The sequence below is a fragment of the Streptomyces sp. Xyl84 genome, from assembly GCF_059731885.1.
Genome location: NZ_AP029183.1, coordinates 636,436 through 650,084 on the forward strand (window position 1 = coordinate 636,436; position 13,649 = coordinate 650,084).

Annotated in this window: 13 protein-coding genes; 8 read left to right on the forward strand and 5 right to left on the reverse strand. The window is 73.0% G+C overall.

Translation table 11 applies throughout. From position 1 onward, the window contains the following. Nucleotides 1–134 precede the first annotated feature (134 nt). Nucleotides 135–1,343 (reverse strand): PP2C family protein-serine/threonine phosphatase, encoded by a 1,209-nt coding sequence (locus AC6I72_RS34535; RefSeq protein ID WP_498005405.1) that lies wholly within the window; start codon nt 1,341–1,343, stop codon nt 135–137. Next, the gene (locus AC6I72_RS34540; protein WP_498005406.1) at nt 1,340–2,917 is read right to left on the reverse strand and encodes a sensor histidine kinase; all 1,578 of its coding nucleotides are present in this window, start codon (nt 2,915–2,917) and stop codon (nt 1,340–1,342) included. The genes AC6I72_RS34535 and AC6I72_RS34540 overlap by 4 nt, the downstream gene beginning before the upstream one ends. 120 nt (nt 2,918–3,037) lie before the next feature. Here AC6I72_RS34540 and AC6I72_RS34545 point away from each other — a divergent pair, with 120 nt between their 5' ends. After that, nucleotides 3,038–3,406, forward strand: a complete 369-nt coding sequence (locus tag AC6I72_RS34545) for a hypothetical protein (RefSeq protein ID WP_498005407.1) — start codon at nt 3,038–3,040, stop codon at nt 3,404–3,406. A gap of 3 nt (nt 3,407–3,409) precedes the next feature. Continuing rightward, nucleotides 3,410–3,841 carry a response regulator gene (locus AC6I72_RS34550; RefSeq protein ID WP_498005408.1) on the forward strand — a complete coding sequence of 144 codons (432 nt, stop codon included), beginning with the start codon at nt 3,410–3,412 and terminating at the stop codon, nt 3,839–3,841. Between the two features lie 183 nt (nt 3,842–4,024). On the opposite strand, the gene AC6I72_RS34555 is transcribed toward AC6I72_RS34550, so the two are convergent. Next, entirely contained in the window at nt 4,025–4,990 is a 966-nt protein-coding gene (locus AC6I72_RS34555) for a helix-turn-helix domain-containing protein (protein ID WP_498005409.1), read from the reverse strand. Between the two features lie 186 nt (nt 4,991–5,176). Between AC6I72_RS34555 and AC6I72_RS34560 the strand changes: the two genes are divergently transcribed. Together AC6I72_RS34560 and AC6I72_RS34565 are read left to right on the forward strand one after the other, a co-directional pair. Then, nucleotides 5,177–5,809: a class I SAM-dependent methyltransferase gene (locus AC6I72_RS34560; protein WP_498005410.1), complete on the forward strand. Its 633-nt coding sequence runs from the start codon at nt 5,177–5,179 to the stop codon at nt 5,807–5,809. Nucleotides 5,810–5,954: 145 nt separating this feature from the next. Continuing rightward, complete coding sequence (locus AC6I72_RS34565) at nt 5,955–6,461, forward strand: DinB family protein (RefSeq protein WP_498005411.1); 507 nt, start codon at nt 5,955–5,957, stop codon at nt 6,459–6,461. A gap of 40 nt (nt 6,462–6,501) precedes the next feature. Here the strand turns inward: AC6I72_RS34565 and AC6I72_RS34570 are convergent, their stop codons facing one another. Further along, nucleotides 6,502–7,311, reverse strand: a complete 810-nt coding sequence (locus AC6I72_RS34570) for an SDR family NAD(P)-dependent oxidoreductase (protein WP_498005412.1) — start codon at nt 7,309–7,311, stop codon at nt 6,502–6,504. Nucleotides 7,312–7,471: 160 nt separating this feature from the next. Between AC6I72_RS34570 and AC6I72_RS34575 the strand changes: the two genes are divergently transcribed. Then, nucleotides 7,472–8,209 (forward strand): TetR/AcrR family transcriptional regulator, encoded by a 738-nt coding sequence (locus AC6I72_RS34575; RefSeq protein ID WP_498005413.1) that lies wholly within the window; start codon nt 7,472–7,474, stop codon nt 8,207–8,209. A 195-nt stretch (nt 8,210–8,404) separates the two neighbouring features. Here AC6I72_RS34575 and AC6I72_RS34580 read toward each other — a convergent pair whose 3' ends face one another. Next, on the reverse strand, nt 8,405–9,007 hold the full coding sequence (locus tag AC6I72_RS34580; protein WP_498005414.1) for a TetR/AcrR family transcriptional regulator: 603 nt from the start codon (nt 9,005–9,007) through the stop codon (nt 8,405–8,407). 215 nt (nt 9,008–9,222) lie between these two features. Between AC6I72_RS34580 and AC6I72_RS34585 the strand changes: the two genes are divergently transcribed. The 3 genes from AC6I72_RS34585 (at nt 9,223) to AC6I72_RS34595 (ending at nt 13,571) form a co-directional block, all read left to right on the forward strand. Next, nucleotides 9,223–10,449, forward strand: a complete 1,227-nt coding sequence (locus AC6I72_RS34585; RefSeq protein ID WP_498005415.1) for an FAD-dependent oxidoreductase — start codon at nt 9,223–9,225, stop codon at nt 10,447–10,449. 194 nt (nt 10,450–10,643) lie between these two features. Continuing rightward, nucleotides 10,644–11,543: a helix-turn-helix domain-containing protein gene (locus AC6I72_RS34590; protein ID WP_498005416.1), complete on the forward strand. Its 900-nt coding sequence runs from the start codon at nt 10,644–10,646 to the stop codon at nt 11,541–11,543. A 348-nt stretch (nt 11,544–11,891) separates the two neighbouring features. Then, nucleotides 11,892–13,571 (forward strand): dolichyl-phosphate-mannose--protein mannosyltransferase, encoded by a 1,680-nt coding sequence (locus AC6I72_RS34595; protein WP_498005417.1) that lies wholly within the window; start codon nt 11,892–11,894, stop codon nt 13,569–13,571. Nucleotides 13,572–13,649: the final 78 nt, after the last annotated feature.

Genomic DNA, 13,649 nt, shown 5'->3' on the forward strand with positions numbered 1-13,649 from the left:
GCTTCGAGGGTTTGTCGCCCGAACTGTCACAGGAGAGCGACAGGAAGCGGAATGGGACCTCCCTGATGGGCTTCCCGGCCCTGACCGCCCGCCCGCCGGGTCAGCGGTCGGGGCTGCTGTACCGCCCCGCGAAGTCAGCGCTCGCCGCTGCGGGCGTCCGGCCGGCCGGCGGCGGCGAGGTCCCAGTCCAGGCGCAGGACCGCCAGGTCGTCCGTGTGACGGTCGGCGTTGAGGGTGCGGGTCCGGGCGACGAGCCGGTCGAGGTGGGTGCCGGGGTCGGGGGCCTGGAGCGTGTCGATGATGCGCAGCAGGCCGTCCGCTCCGAGCCGTTCGTCGGTGCTGTCCGCGAATCCCTCGATGAGGCCGTCGGTGTAGGCGATGAGCCCGCCCCGGGCGGGCAGCGCGAGGGTGGTGGCGGTCCACTTGCCCAGTCCGGGCGCGATCCCGAGGGCGATGCCGTGGGCGGCGGTCACCTGCCGGGTGCCGTCGTCCGTGACGAGGAGGGGTTCGTGGTGGCCGGCCAGGTGCAGGGTGAGGGTGGCGGCGTCCGGGTCCAGGGTGATGAGGGTGCAGGTGGTGAACAGGTCGCTGCCGGTGCGCTCGGCGATGTGGATCTGTTCCAGCAGGTGGAGCAGGTGCTGGTCGCGGTGGCCGCCGAGGGTCAGGGCGCGCCACGCTATGCGGAGGCAGACGCCGAGCGCCGCCGCGTCGGGGCCGTGACCGCTGACGTCTCCGATGATCGCGTGGACCTGCCCGTCGTCGGTCTGGACGACGTCGAGGAAGTCCCCGCCGAGCAGGGCCTGGGCCCGTCCCGGGTAGTAGCGGCTGGACGCGGTGACGGCGGTGGAGGACAGGAGGGGTTCGGGCAGCAGGCCGCGCTCCAGGCGGGCGTTCTCCTCGGCGCGCAGGCGTCCGATCTGGAGGGCCGCGTTGGCGCGCTCGGCCTGCTTGCGCTGGATGGCGTAGCGCACGGCGCGCTGCATCAGGTCGGGCTCGACCTTGCCCTTGACGAGGTAGTCCTGGGCGCCGGCGGCGAGGGCGTCGACCCCGGCGCGGGGCTCGTCCAGCCCGGTCAGGACGATGATCGCGGCGTGGGTGTCCGCCTCGATCGCGTGGACCGTCTCCACACCGGTCGCGTCGGGCAGGTGCAGGTCGAGCAGGACGCAGTCGCAGGGGTGCGCGGCGAGGGTGCGGCGGGCCTCGGCGGCGGTGCGGCAGCGCGTGAGGGTGTGCGGCAGGTCGGTGTCGTAGAGGAGTTCCTCGACCAGGAGGGCGTCGCCGTCGTCGTCCTCCACGAGGACGATCCGGAACTGGTCCACGCTGTCCGCGGCTCGGTCGGTCACGGCAGCGGCTCTCTCTCCTCGGACGCCGGCTCCGTCCCGGCGGCCGGGAGGGTGAAGACGACGCGGGTGCCCAGCTTGTAGTCGGGGTCGATCCCGATGCTCCCGCCGTGGAACTCCACGACCTTCTTGCACATGGCCAGGCCGATGCCGGTACCCGGGTAGGCGTCCTTGGTGTGCAGGCGCTGGAAGATGATGAAGACCTTCTCCTGGAACTCGGCGGCGATGCCGATGCCGTTGTCGCTGACGGCGAACTCCCACGTGTCGCCGTCCTGCGCGGCGCTGATGTGGATGTGCGGCGCGTGGTCGGGGCTGCGGAACTTGACGGCGTTGGACAGCAGGTTCTGCCAGAGCGTGCCCAGTTGGGTGGGGTCGCCGACGACGGTGGGCAGCGGGTCGTGGGTGATCTCGGCGCCGGTCTCCTCGACGGTCACGCTGAGATCGTCGAGCACCCGGCTCACGATCTCCTCCAGGTCGACGGCCCGGTGGTCGTTGTGCACGCGGCCGACGCGGGAGAAGGCCAGCAGGTCGTTGATGAGGTTCTGCATGCGGTTGGCGCCGTCGACGGCGAACGAGATGTACTGGTCGGCGCGGTCGTCCAGCTGTCCTCCGTACCGCCGTTGCAGCAACTGTGTGAAGCTGGACACCTTGCGCAGCGGTTCCTGCAGGTCGTGCGAGGCGACGTAGGCGAACTGCTCCAGTTCCGTGTTCGACCGCTTCAGGTCTTCCGCCTGTTCGTCGACCAGTTGCCGGGCCTCCTCGCTGACCTGCAGTTCCTCCACCAGGCGGCGGCGCATCGACTCCACGTCGGCGGCCAGCCGGCGCAGGTCGGCGGGGCCGGTACCGGTGAAGGAGAGGTCGAAGCGGCCCCCCGCCACGTCCCTGGCCTCCGAGCCGAGCCGGCTGAGCGGGCCGGTGATGCCGCGGCGCAGCCCCTCGAAGACGAGGACCGCCAGCAGCACGATGACGACGGCGATGACGGCGAACATCCAGTTCCGCAGCGTCTCCGTCTTCCGCAGTTCCCGGGCGGCGGTGGCCCGCTCCTGCTCCAGCTGGGCCTGCTGCCGCGTCATCGCGTGCCGCAGCGCGTCGAAGGAGTTCTTGCCCTCCGCCGCCCGGTCCGTGGCGAGTTTCACGGCGTCGCCGGCGGACGCGGCGGAGACGGGGCCGGCTATCCGCCGCTGCCAGGTCCCGGCCAGTTTCTCGACCTCGGCGAGGTCGGCGGCGGCCTCGGGGTCGCCCTCGACGAGGGGGCGCAGGCGCCCCAGGGCGGTCTTCTCGTCCCTCACGCCCTGGGCGTAGGGCTGGAGGAAGTCGGAGCGGCCCGACAGGCCGTAACCGCGGATGCCGGTCTCCTGGTTGACCAGCGCCTGTTCCACGCGCATGGCCTGGGTCAGGGCGGGGGAACGCCGGTCGACCAGGTCCGCGGTGACCTGAGAGGTACGCCACATGGCCCAGCCGCCGAGCGAACCCAGCACGGCGAGGACGACCGCCGCGGTCGCGACGCCGGTACGCAGCCAGCGCCGGGTGGTCCAGCCGGAGAACGCACCTTCGGTGTAGGACGGCTTGCTCTGCATCCCGCTTCGCGTCTCTCCCTCGGCAGTCCCGGTCCCGGTCAGGCTCACGGCATGCTCACTGTACCCACGCTCCGACAACGTATGTTGTCCCGGGGGAGATCAACGCCGTAGCCTGGGCCCATGCCTGGTTCAGCTCCGCCTCCCCAGCTCTCGCAAGAGACGGTCGCGCTGGTGACTCAGATGGTGGACGAACTCGCCCGGCGTCTGGCACCGGACCCCCGTGCCGTCGCCTCGCAGGCCGATTCCCCGGACGCGGCCCACCAGTCCCGCCGCCGGGCGCTGGAACGGCTGCGGCTGCTGACCGGCGTGAAGCAGGCCCTCCGGCAGCTGGAGGACCAGGCGGCCCGCACCGCGGCCGCCGGCGGAGCCGGATACCCCGAGATCGGCCGGGCCATCAGTATCAGCCGTCAAGGAGCCCGGCGCCGCTGGCCCGGGCTGATCACCGCCAGCGCACCCCCCGCCCACCGCCCCACACCCCGGAGCTCGTGAATCATGGCTGCCGCCGCAACCCGCCCCCACGACGTGCTGCTGGTCGAGGACGACATCGCCGACGCGATGCTCATCCAGGACGCCCTCGCCGAGCGAGGCACCCGCAATCTCACCCAGGTCCCCGACGGCATCGCGGCCCTGGACTACCTGCGTGACCCGGGCAACGAGCGCCCCGACCTGATCGTGCTCGACCTCAACATGCCCCGCATGAACGGGCGGGAGTTCCTCGCCGTCGTCAAGGAGGACCCCGAGCTGCGGACGATCCCGGTGGTCGTGCTGACCACCTCGTCCGCGCCCGACGACGTCTCCGGCGCCTACCGTCACCATGCCAACGCCTATGTCACCAAGCCGGTGAACCTGGAGGAGTTCGAGGCGGCCGTCCGCAGCATCGACGCCTTCTACCTGGACATCGCCGTCAAGCCTCCGAAGGAGTAAGAACCCCGAAGGAGTAAGAACCCCGAGCGGAACGGGAGTCCGATCGGCTCCCGGCTTCCGGCGCGTGCGATCGCAAGGCACCGGAAGGCCCGCGTAGCGGAGCCACCAGGACGTTCCGGCAACGCCGCGAGCGTGCGCGCCTGCCAGGCTTCACGGGCCGGGCGCCTCTTTCGTTCGGAGTTCTCAGGAACCGGAGTCCTGCCGCCGGCCCGTGCCGCTGTTCGCGCGGTACGCCGACGGCCTGACGCCCACGTGTGCCAGGAACGCCGAGGACAGGCTGCCCGGGCCGGAGAACCCGCAGCGTTCGGCGATCTGCGCGACGGTGAGGCCGGTGCCGGACAGCAGCTGCCGTGCCCGCTCGATCCGCAGGCCGGTGAGGTACCGGTGCGGTGTCTGACCCGTGGCGTCGCGGAAGACGCGGACGAAGTGGTAGACGCTCAGGTGCACTTCGCCGGCGATGTCCGCGAGCGTCAGCGGATCGGCGAGGCGCTCCCGCATGATCGCGAGACCTGCGCGGACGGCCCGGTGCTCGGGGCCCGGGAGGCGGTGGTCCCGGCCCGCCCGTCCCCGCGTCAGCAGGTGCGTCACGAGGAAGGCGGCGGCTGACTCCGCGTACAGGTCACCGGCGTGCGGGGCGGCCGGCAGGGCGCGCACGACCTGTTCGACGACCTCGTCCCCCGCGGCCAGCCCGGCCCCGATCGCCGCGAAGTCGGGTGCCGGGCCGCCCAGTTCGGCCGCGATCCGCTCGACGGTGGCCCGCGGCACGTGCACCTGGATGCTCCGCATCGCCGGTGCCGAGGCGGCACGGTAACTGCGCGTGGTCGGACGGCCGGGCACCATCAGCTCCAGGCGGCCGGGGGCCCAGCGCCGCCGCACCGCCCTCCCCGCACCGGCGCCGGTGCCCGTGCCGGGTCCGGGGCCCGTGCCGTCCCGCACCCGCATCACCGTCTCCCCGCCGACGGCCAGGACGAGATGCAGGTCCGCCACTCCCGGCAGCGCGAAGGACTCCACTTCCCGGGCATGGGTGAAGCACTGCACGAGCAGGGACCGCCAGCCCGCGGCGTGCCAGCTGCAGTGGGTACGCCGCACGAGCCCGCCGGTGTCGAGATCCGCGTACGGTGCCAGGTCGAAGTCGGGCGTGTCGAACACCCCGTAACCCTACGGCCGCCCCCGTCGTCCCCCGGGCACAGGCGGCGGCCGTACGCCCGTCCGGCCGCCGCCGGCCTGCGAACTCAGGGCCGTCCGGGCCTACTTGCCGAAACGGCAACAAGCCGTGCCGGATCGCGGGGAGCAGGGCAAGACTCGGACGCGTTCCCCGGCACAAGGAGCGCCCTGATGAGCACCACCGACCCGGTCACCTTCTGGGACGACGTCTACGCGGCCCGGCCGGCCGCCACCGATCCGCGGCCGAACGCACGGCTCACCGAGACGGTCACGGGCCTGCCGCCCGGCGACGCGCTCGACCTCGGGTGCGGCGAAGGCGGCGACACGCTGTGGCTCGCCGGCCAGGGGTGGCGCGTCACCGCCGCCGACGTCTCGGCCGTGGCCGTCGAGCGGCTCACCGGCCTCGCCCGCTCACGCGGTCTGGGCGACCGCGTCACCGCCGCGCAGCACGACCTGCGCGACTCGTTCCCGCGGGGCGCGTACGACCTCGTCAGCGCCCACTACCTGCACACTCCCCTTGACCTGGACCGGGCAGCCGTCCTGCGCTCGGCCGCGCACGCGCTGCGCCCGGGCGGCCGGCTGCTGGTCGTCGACCACGGGTCGACGGCCCCGTGGTCGTGGAACCAGGATCCCGGCCTCCGCCACCCGGATCCGCGGGAGGTCGCCGCGGACATCGGCCTCGACCCCGTCACGTGGGCGGTGGAGCGGGCCGACTCGCCCCGCCGCACCGCGACCGGACCGGACGGGCGCACCGCGGAGGTCACCGACCACGTCCTGCTCATCCGCCGCACCACCCTCTCCTGACCGGACGGCGCACCGCCCCCCGTGACCAGGCACCGCGGCTCCCCTCCGTGGCCAGGCACCACGCCCCTGCGTGAAGGCACCGCGCCTCCGTCCCCGACCGTCCGCCGCACCGCTGGAACCGGTGCGGCTCCCGCGAGGAGTCTCCATGGGCAGGACCACCTCCCCCCGCCGCGGACGCCGTGGCGACACGCCGCCGCCCCGCACCGGAAGCAGCGAGAGCGAGGTGCTGCGCGGCTTCCTCGACTACTTGCGCGAGTCGGTCTCCGCGAAGGTGGAGAGCGCCCCCGAACCGGCGGTGCGGTCCGCCGGGGTGCCGTCGGGCACGAACCTGCTCGGTCTGCTCAACCACCTCACCTGCGTCGAGCGGGCGACGTTCCTCGGGGAGCAGGTGACCGACTGGCAGGCGACCTTCCACGCCGCCCCCGGGGACGGCGTCGCCGATGTCGTCGCCCGCTACCGGGAGTCGGTCGCGCAGGCGAACGGCGTACTCGACACGTGCGCCGACCTCGGCGCACCGGTCCCCCGTCCCCGGTCCGGCCGCCCCGCTCCCAGCGTCCGCTGGGCGCTCACCCACCTGATCGAGGAGACCGGCCGGCACGCCGGTCACGCGGACATCCTGCGCGAGCTGATCGACGGCGCGACCGGCCGTTGAGGACGCCGACGGCCGGAGTGGCGCCCGCCCGAGCCCGGCGTCAGAAGAGGGTCTCACCCCCGTCGACGGTGAGGACCTGGCCGGTCACGTAGGTGTTGGCCATGAGGAACAGGGCCGAGGCGGCGGCCTCGGCCGCGGTCCCGAAGCGGCCGAGCGGAGCGCTCGCCCCGGCGGCGGCGACCGCGTCGTCGGAGCCCATTCCCGGCCGCGAGCGCAGGAGCGGGGTGTCGATCCGGCCGAAGCGGACGGTGTTCACCCGCAGGCGTGCGGGGGCGAATTCGACGGCGAGGGCCCTGGTGAGCGTCTCCACCGCGCCCGCGACCGACAGCAGGCTGCTCATCCCGGGCAGGGGGCGGACCACGAGGATCCCGGAGGTGAAGGTCAGCGAGCCGCCGGCGGGCAGCCGGGTCGCCACCGCGCGGGCGGCGGTGAAGGCCGTCTGCACGCGGGACTCGAAGACCGTACGGAGGTCTTCGGCCGACAGCTCGGTCACGGGACCGGCGCCGCCGATGCCGCCCGCGGTGACGAACACGTGGTCGACGTGGCCCGCCGCGTCGAAGGCCTCGGCCAGGGTGCCCTCGTCCGCGCTGTCGCCCGCCACGGCCAGCACGCTGTCGTCGGGGTCCTCGGCCGGGCCGGCGCCGCGCACCCGGGCGACGGCGGCCTTCAGGCGGTCGGGATCGCGCCCCACCAGCACGACGCGGGCGCCCACCGAGCGCAGCAGCTCGCCCGCCGCCAGCCCGATGCCCGAGCTTGCGCCGACCAGGACGGCGGTCGTGCCGGCCAGGGCGCTGGGCAGCGGAGATCGGACGGGGACGGGGGCCGCGGGGACGGGGGTGGCAGTGCTCATGGGAGAGCCTTTCGACGAATCGGACGCCACACGGATGCCGGAGGACGGCATCACGGACACCGGAGGACGGCATCAGTAATAAACCATCTGGTTGTTTTACTCCGCGACCGATGCTGCCCTCCGGAGGGCGCCGAGTCAACCGGATGGTTTAATTCGTGCCATGGCCTATGACGCGGAGGACACCAGACGGCGGATCTTCGCCGCCGCCGCTGCCGAGTTCGCCGACCGCGGCCTGGCCGGAGCCAGGGTGGACCGGATCGCGGCGGCCGCCAGGGCCAACAAGCAGGCCATCTACCTCTACTACGGCAACAAGGAGAGGCTGTTCGCGGCCGTCCTGCGGGCGAAGCTGGCGGAAATCAGCGTCAGCATCTCCGTCGATCCCGACGCGGTGGCCGAGTCGGTCGGGCAGCTCTTCGACTGGTACCAGCACCACCCGGAGCTGATCCGGCTGCTGCTCTGGGAGGCGCTGGAGACGGGCGACGGCGGGGACGAGGCGCGCGACGGCGGGGACGAGGCCGCGGGCGCACGGACGGGCGGCGACGGTGACGGAGGCTTCGAGGACGAGGGGGAGCGGGACGGGGAACGCGAAAGGGAGTTCCGTGACGCGTTCCGCGAGAAGGCCCACCGGCTCATGGGCGACGGCAGCGGGGGCGGCGGCGTGGCACCCGGGCTGCCCGAGGACGCCCGTCTCCGCGCCGCCCAGGACCTGCTGTTCACCCTCATGGGACTGATCGCCTGGAACTTCGCGGTGCCCGGAATGTGCCGCATGGCCCTGGACGAGCCGACCTACCGGGACGCCCTCGCCCGCCGCCGCACCACCGTGATCGAGACGGCCCGCACCCTCGCCGCCACCGCGGGCCGGCCCGGGAACGGGCACGGCGAGCAGCGGGGCCCCTGAGCGACGTGCCGGCGCGGTGGCGGAAAGCGACGGTCAGACCCCTCGCCGCACCGGGCCGACGAGGGTGCCGGGGGCCACGCCGGGCCTGCCGTCGGCGACGGACGTGCCGGGGATCTCGCCACCGGGGGCCCGCAGCGTGAACGACGCCTCGTCGGCGGCGGTGCCGCGGCGGGCGCCGGGGACCCTGACCGGTGGTCAGGCGTCGCGCGCCGCCGTCGCGCCGGACGGCGGTTTCCAGCCGTGGGCGAGGATGCCGAAGATCTCCTCGACCGCGGCCCGGCGGTCCTCCCGACCGCCCGCGAGGGCCGGGATCTCCAGGACGAACCGGGCGAGGGCCACACACGCGAGGTCGTCGTGGCCGGCACCTGTCTCGTCGGCGATGGCCGCGCTGAGGGCGTCGGTGTGCCGGGTCCACATGCGTTCGGCGTACGCGCGAAGCGCCGGTGTGGAGTCCACCAGGCCGGTGAAGCCGGCCCGCTGCGGGTGCTCCGCGACGGGCAGCCAGGTGTCGAGCACATGCTGCCGGAGGGCGTCGAGGATGCTCCGCCCCGCCGGCCGCTGCCGCACCGCGGCGACCAGTTCCGCCTCCCGGTCCTCGTCCTGGTCGAACACCAGGGCTTCCTTGCCGGTGAAGTGCTTGAACACCGTGGTGGTCGACACGTCGGCCGCGTCGGCGATGTCCCGGATGCTCACCTGGTCGTAGCCGTGCTCCAGGAAGAGCTGGAGCGCGGCGTCGGCGATCGCTCGCCTGGTGGCCGCCTTCTTGCGTTCGCGGCGGCTGACGGGAGGCACGGTCATGTGCCGAGCATAGCCGAGAGTGGCATCGATGCTTAAGTTGACTCGTTGCACTTTTTTATCGGTTCTGCTTTTCTGGAGCCACCGAGCCGACCGGGCGTCAGCCCATGGGGTGATCAGCCCATCGAGTGATCAGCCCCTCGGGCGCTCAAGCGATCAGCCGACAGTCCGGATCCGTTGAAGTCGCCTCGGCCGAACCCCGATGAAAGAGAACCGTCATGACCGCGACCCCTGCCGCGCCGAAGACCCCCGCCGCCAAGACCACCCCCGCCGCAGCCGCAGCGGCCTCACCCCACCCCGCCCGCGCCAGGATCAGCATCATCGGTGCCGGGCCCGGCGGGCTGACCTGTGCCCGCATCCTCCAGCGGCACGGCATGGCGGTCACCGTCCACGAACGCGACGCCGGCCCGGGCGCCCGCGACCAGGGCGGCACCCTCGACCTGCACGCCGACAACGGCCAGATCGCGCTGCGCGAGGCCGGCCTGCTCGACCGGTTCTTCGAGCTGTCCCGCCCCGAGGGGCAGGAAATGCGCCGGATGGACCCGGACGGGACCCTCGTCCTGCACGAGGTCCCAGCGGCCGGCGAACGGTTCAGGCCGGAGATCGACCGCGGTCAGCTGCGCGACCTGCTGCTCGGCTCGCTGCGTCCGGGAACCGTGCGCTGGGGCCGGACGCTGGACACGATCAGCGGCCCCGCCGACGGACCGCGGCACCTGCGCTTCACCGACGGCACCACGGCCGAGGCCGATCTGGTCATCGGCGCCGACGGAGCCTTCTCCCGGGTGCGCCCCGCCGTCTCCGCCGCCGTGCCCCGGTACACCGGGGTGAGTTTCCTGGAGGCGTGGTTCTCCGACGTCGAGAACCGGCACCCGGACATCGCCGACCTGGTCGGGCCGGGCAGCGCCGCGGCGGCCGACGGCGAGCGCGGCATGTTCGCCCAGCGCAACAGCGGAGGCCACATCCGCGTGTACCTCATCCGGCGGGTGCCGGTCGACCGGATCGCCCAGCGCGGCCTCACCGCCGACGACACCGGCGCCCTCCGCGCCCTGCTGCTCGACGAGTACGCCCACTGGTCACCCCGCCTGCGGCAGATGATCAGCGACAACGACGGCCCCTACGTCCACCGCCCGATCCTGGCCCTGCCCGTCCCGCACGCCTGGGAGCACCACCCGGCGGTCACCCTCCTCGGCGACGCGGCCCACCTCATGCCCCCGCTCGGCGTCGGCGTCAACCTCGCCATGCTCGACGCCTGCGAACTGGCGCTCGCCCTCGCCGGTGCGGCCACCGTCGACGACGCGGTCCGCGACTACGAGAAGACCATGCTCCCCCGCTCGATCGAGACGGCCGCCGCCCTCGAGGGCAGCGCCGAACACCTGCTGTCGGGCGTGCCCGACTTCGGCGGCGCGGAAGCGGAGGGCGCCGCCGGCGCTGAGGCCCGGCGCTGACAGGGCGCGCGCGCTGTTCAGCACACCCCACCGCCACCGCAGCGCACCGGACCACCCGGGGGGCCTGCTGCCTGGTGCCTGGTGCCCGGTGCCTGTTGCCGGCGGCCCGCTGTCTGGGTTTTCTGGCTTCTGGCTTCTGGCTGGGAGTGACAGGGCCAGGCACGTCCGCCCTCCCGTGACTTACGGTGGGGCGCATGAGCGACGAGCCGAATCCGCTGGGTGAGTACCTCCGGGCCCGCCGTGAACTCGTCACTCCCGAACAGGCCGGGATCCCCGTCCTGGGTGTGCGGCGGGTGCCGGGGCTGCGCCGTGAGGAGGTCGCGATGCTCGCCGGCATCAGCGCCGACTACTACCTGCGCCTGGAACAGGGCCGCGACCGCAACCCGTCCGTCCAGGTCCTCGAATCCCTCGCCCGCGTGCTCCTCCTCGACGAGGACGCGACGGCCTACCTGCTCGGTCTCGCAGCGGACCGGCCACGGCGCTCACGGCGCCGTCCCAGGAAGGAGAGGGTTCCGACGGGGATCGCCAAACTCCTCGCCACCCTCCCGCTGCCCGCGTTCGTGGAGGGCCGCTACTTCGACGTCCTCGCCGCCAACGCCCTGGCGACCGCGCTCTCGCCCCGTCTGGTGGCGGGCGGCAACCGGTTGCGCGACGTGTTCCTCGACCCCGCCGAGCAGGAGCTGTACCCGGACTGGACCGAGGCCACGCAGGGCCTGGTCGCGGGCTTCCGGGAATCCGTCGGCGCCGACACCGACGATCCTCGTTTCATCGAACTCGTCGGTGAACTCTCCCTGGCCAGCCCCCGCTTCCGGCAGCTCTGGGCGCGGCACGACGTCCGGGCACGCGAGGGCGCACCCATGCGCATCGACCACCCGCAGGTCGGTGACCTCCAGCTGAACCGCGAGAAACTCGGCATCGGCGGCACCGCCGGGCAGATGCTGGTCGTCTACCACCCCGACGCCGGCAGCGGGAGCGCCGACAAGCTCGCGCTCCTCGCCGCGGCGGCCCTCGCACCGGCCGCGCCCCGCCATGCGGCGGCCCGCCACGCGGCGGCCCGGGACGACGGCCTGACCGAGCCCCGCCGACCGGACTGAGGAAGCACATCGCCGGCGGTGAGACACCTGGCCGGTCAGGACACATAACCGGACCGGAACACTCGCGCCGGTCACTCATGTCTTGGTCGAACAACTGGCGTCCACCGAGAAAGCCCGTTCCGGTCGAAACACTTCTGTCCGGTGAGACGCTCGCGCGGTCGAAACACTCGTGTCCGGGCGAAACACTTGGTCGCTCGTACCGCTCGGCCGGCCGAGACACATTGCGGTCCCGGCGGCGACAGCGCCTATCGTGTTCCGGTGACGAGCAGCGACGACCACGTGCCCCGTTCCCCTGTCCCTGACAGCCCACTTGAGGCGACGACCACGACAAGGGCGACGACGGCGAGGGTGACGGCGACGGACCCCGGCGGCCGGCCGGAACGGCTTCGCCGCTTCGGATACGTGGCACGGCCGGGAACCGACGTCCGTGAGCGGCTGGTTCCGCCGTTCGCGCGGCCCTCGACACGTGTGTGGGAGCTGCTGGGTGTCGGCCCGGCACGGGCGTACCGCGTCGCGAAGGTGATGGACTGGCTGGGACCGGTGCTCGTCGCGGTCCTGGCCGGGGCGATCCGCTTCTGGCACCTGGGCCGGCCGCGCAGCCTGGTCTTCGACGAGACCTACTACGCCAAGGACGCCTGGTCCCTGCTGCGGCTCGGCTACGAGAGCACCTGGCCGGACCGCAAGGTCGCCGACCCGCGGATCCTCGCCCACCCGCAGGCCGTCCAGCTCTCCGACACCGGGGCCTTCGTCGCTCACCCGCCGGCGGGCAAGTGGGTGATCGGCCTCGGTGAGTGGATGTTCGGTCTGGACCCGTTCGGCTGGCGCTTCATGACGGCGGCCCTCGGCACCCTGTCGGTGCTCATGCTGTGCCGGACCGGGCGCCGCCTCTTCCGTTCGACGCTGCTGGGCTGCCTGGCCGGCCTGCTGATGGCGGTGGACGGACTGCACGTGGTGATGAGCCGTACGGCGCTGCTGGACCTCGTCGTCATGTTCTTCGTCCTGGCCGCGTTCGGCTGCCTGCTCATCGACCGCGACCGTGCCAGGGCCCGGCTCGCGGCGGCCCTGCCCACCGGTGCGGACGGCCGGGTGCGCCCGGACGCGCACACCGGCGACCGCGCCGGGACAGGGGTACGGCCCTGGCGGATCGCGGCCGGGCTCTTCCTGGGGCTCGCGGCGTCGACCAAGTGGAACGGCCTGTACGTGCTGGCGTTCTTCGTGGCCCTGACCGTGCTCTGGGACGTGGGGGCGCGCCGCGTCGCCGGGGCCCGTCGCCCCTGGCGTGCGGTGCTGCGCAAGGAGCTGGTCCGCTCCGTCCTGTCCCTGGTCCCGGTGGCCGCAGTGACCTACCTGGCGACCTGGACCGGCTGGTTCCTGTCCGGCGGCGGTTACGGCCGTCACTGGGCCGACGGCCGCGGCGGTACCTGGTCGTGGATCCCCGCCCCGCTGCGCAGCCTGTGGCACTACGAGGACGCCGTCTACCAGTTCAACGTGGGCCTGCACACCCCTCACACGTATCAGTCCAACCCGTGGAGCTGGCTCGTCCTGGGCCGCCCGGTGCTCTTCCACTACCAGTCACCGAAAGCCGGGCACGACGGCTGCCACACGGCGGCAGGCTGCTCACAGACGGTCCTCGCGCTCGGCACTCCGCTCCTGTGGTGGACGGCCTGCTGCGCCCTCGTCTACCTGCTCCACCGCTGGGCGCTGCGCCGCGACTGGCGCGCCGGTGCGGTGCTGTGCGCGGTGGCGGCCGGTTATCTGCCCTGGTTCCTCTACCAGGACCGCACGATCTTCTCCTTCTACGCGGTCGTCTTCGTGCCGTACCTGTGTCTGGCCGTGACGATGCTGCTGGGTGCCCTGGCCGGCCCGCCGGGCGCCACCGGCCGGCGCCGCGCGGCGGGGGCGGCGGCCGCGGGTGTGCTCGTCGTGCTCGTCGTCGGGAACTTCCTCTGCTTCCTGCCGCTCTACACCGGGCAGACGATCCCGTACGCCGACTGGCTCGCCAGGATGTGGCTCGACACCTGGATCTGAGTCTCTTCTCCCGCCGGATGTCAGGAAGTTGTCGGATTCCTGTCGCCGTCCGGTGCTCCCTCGCCGACATGTGCGGCA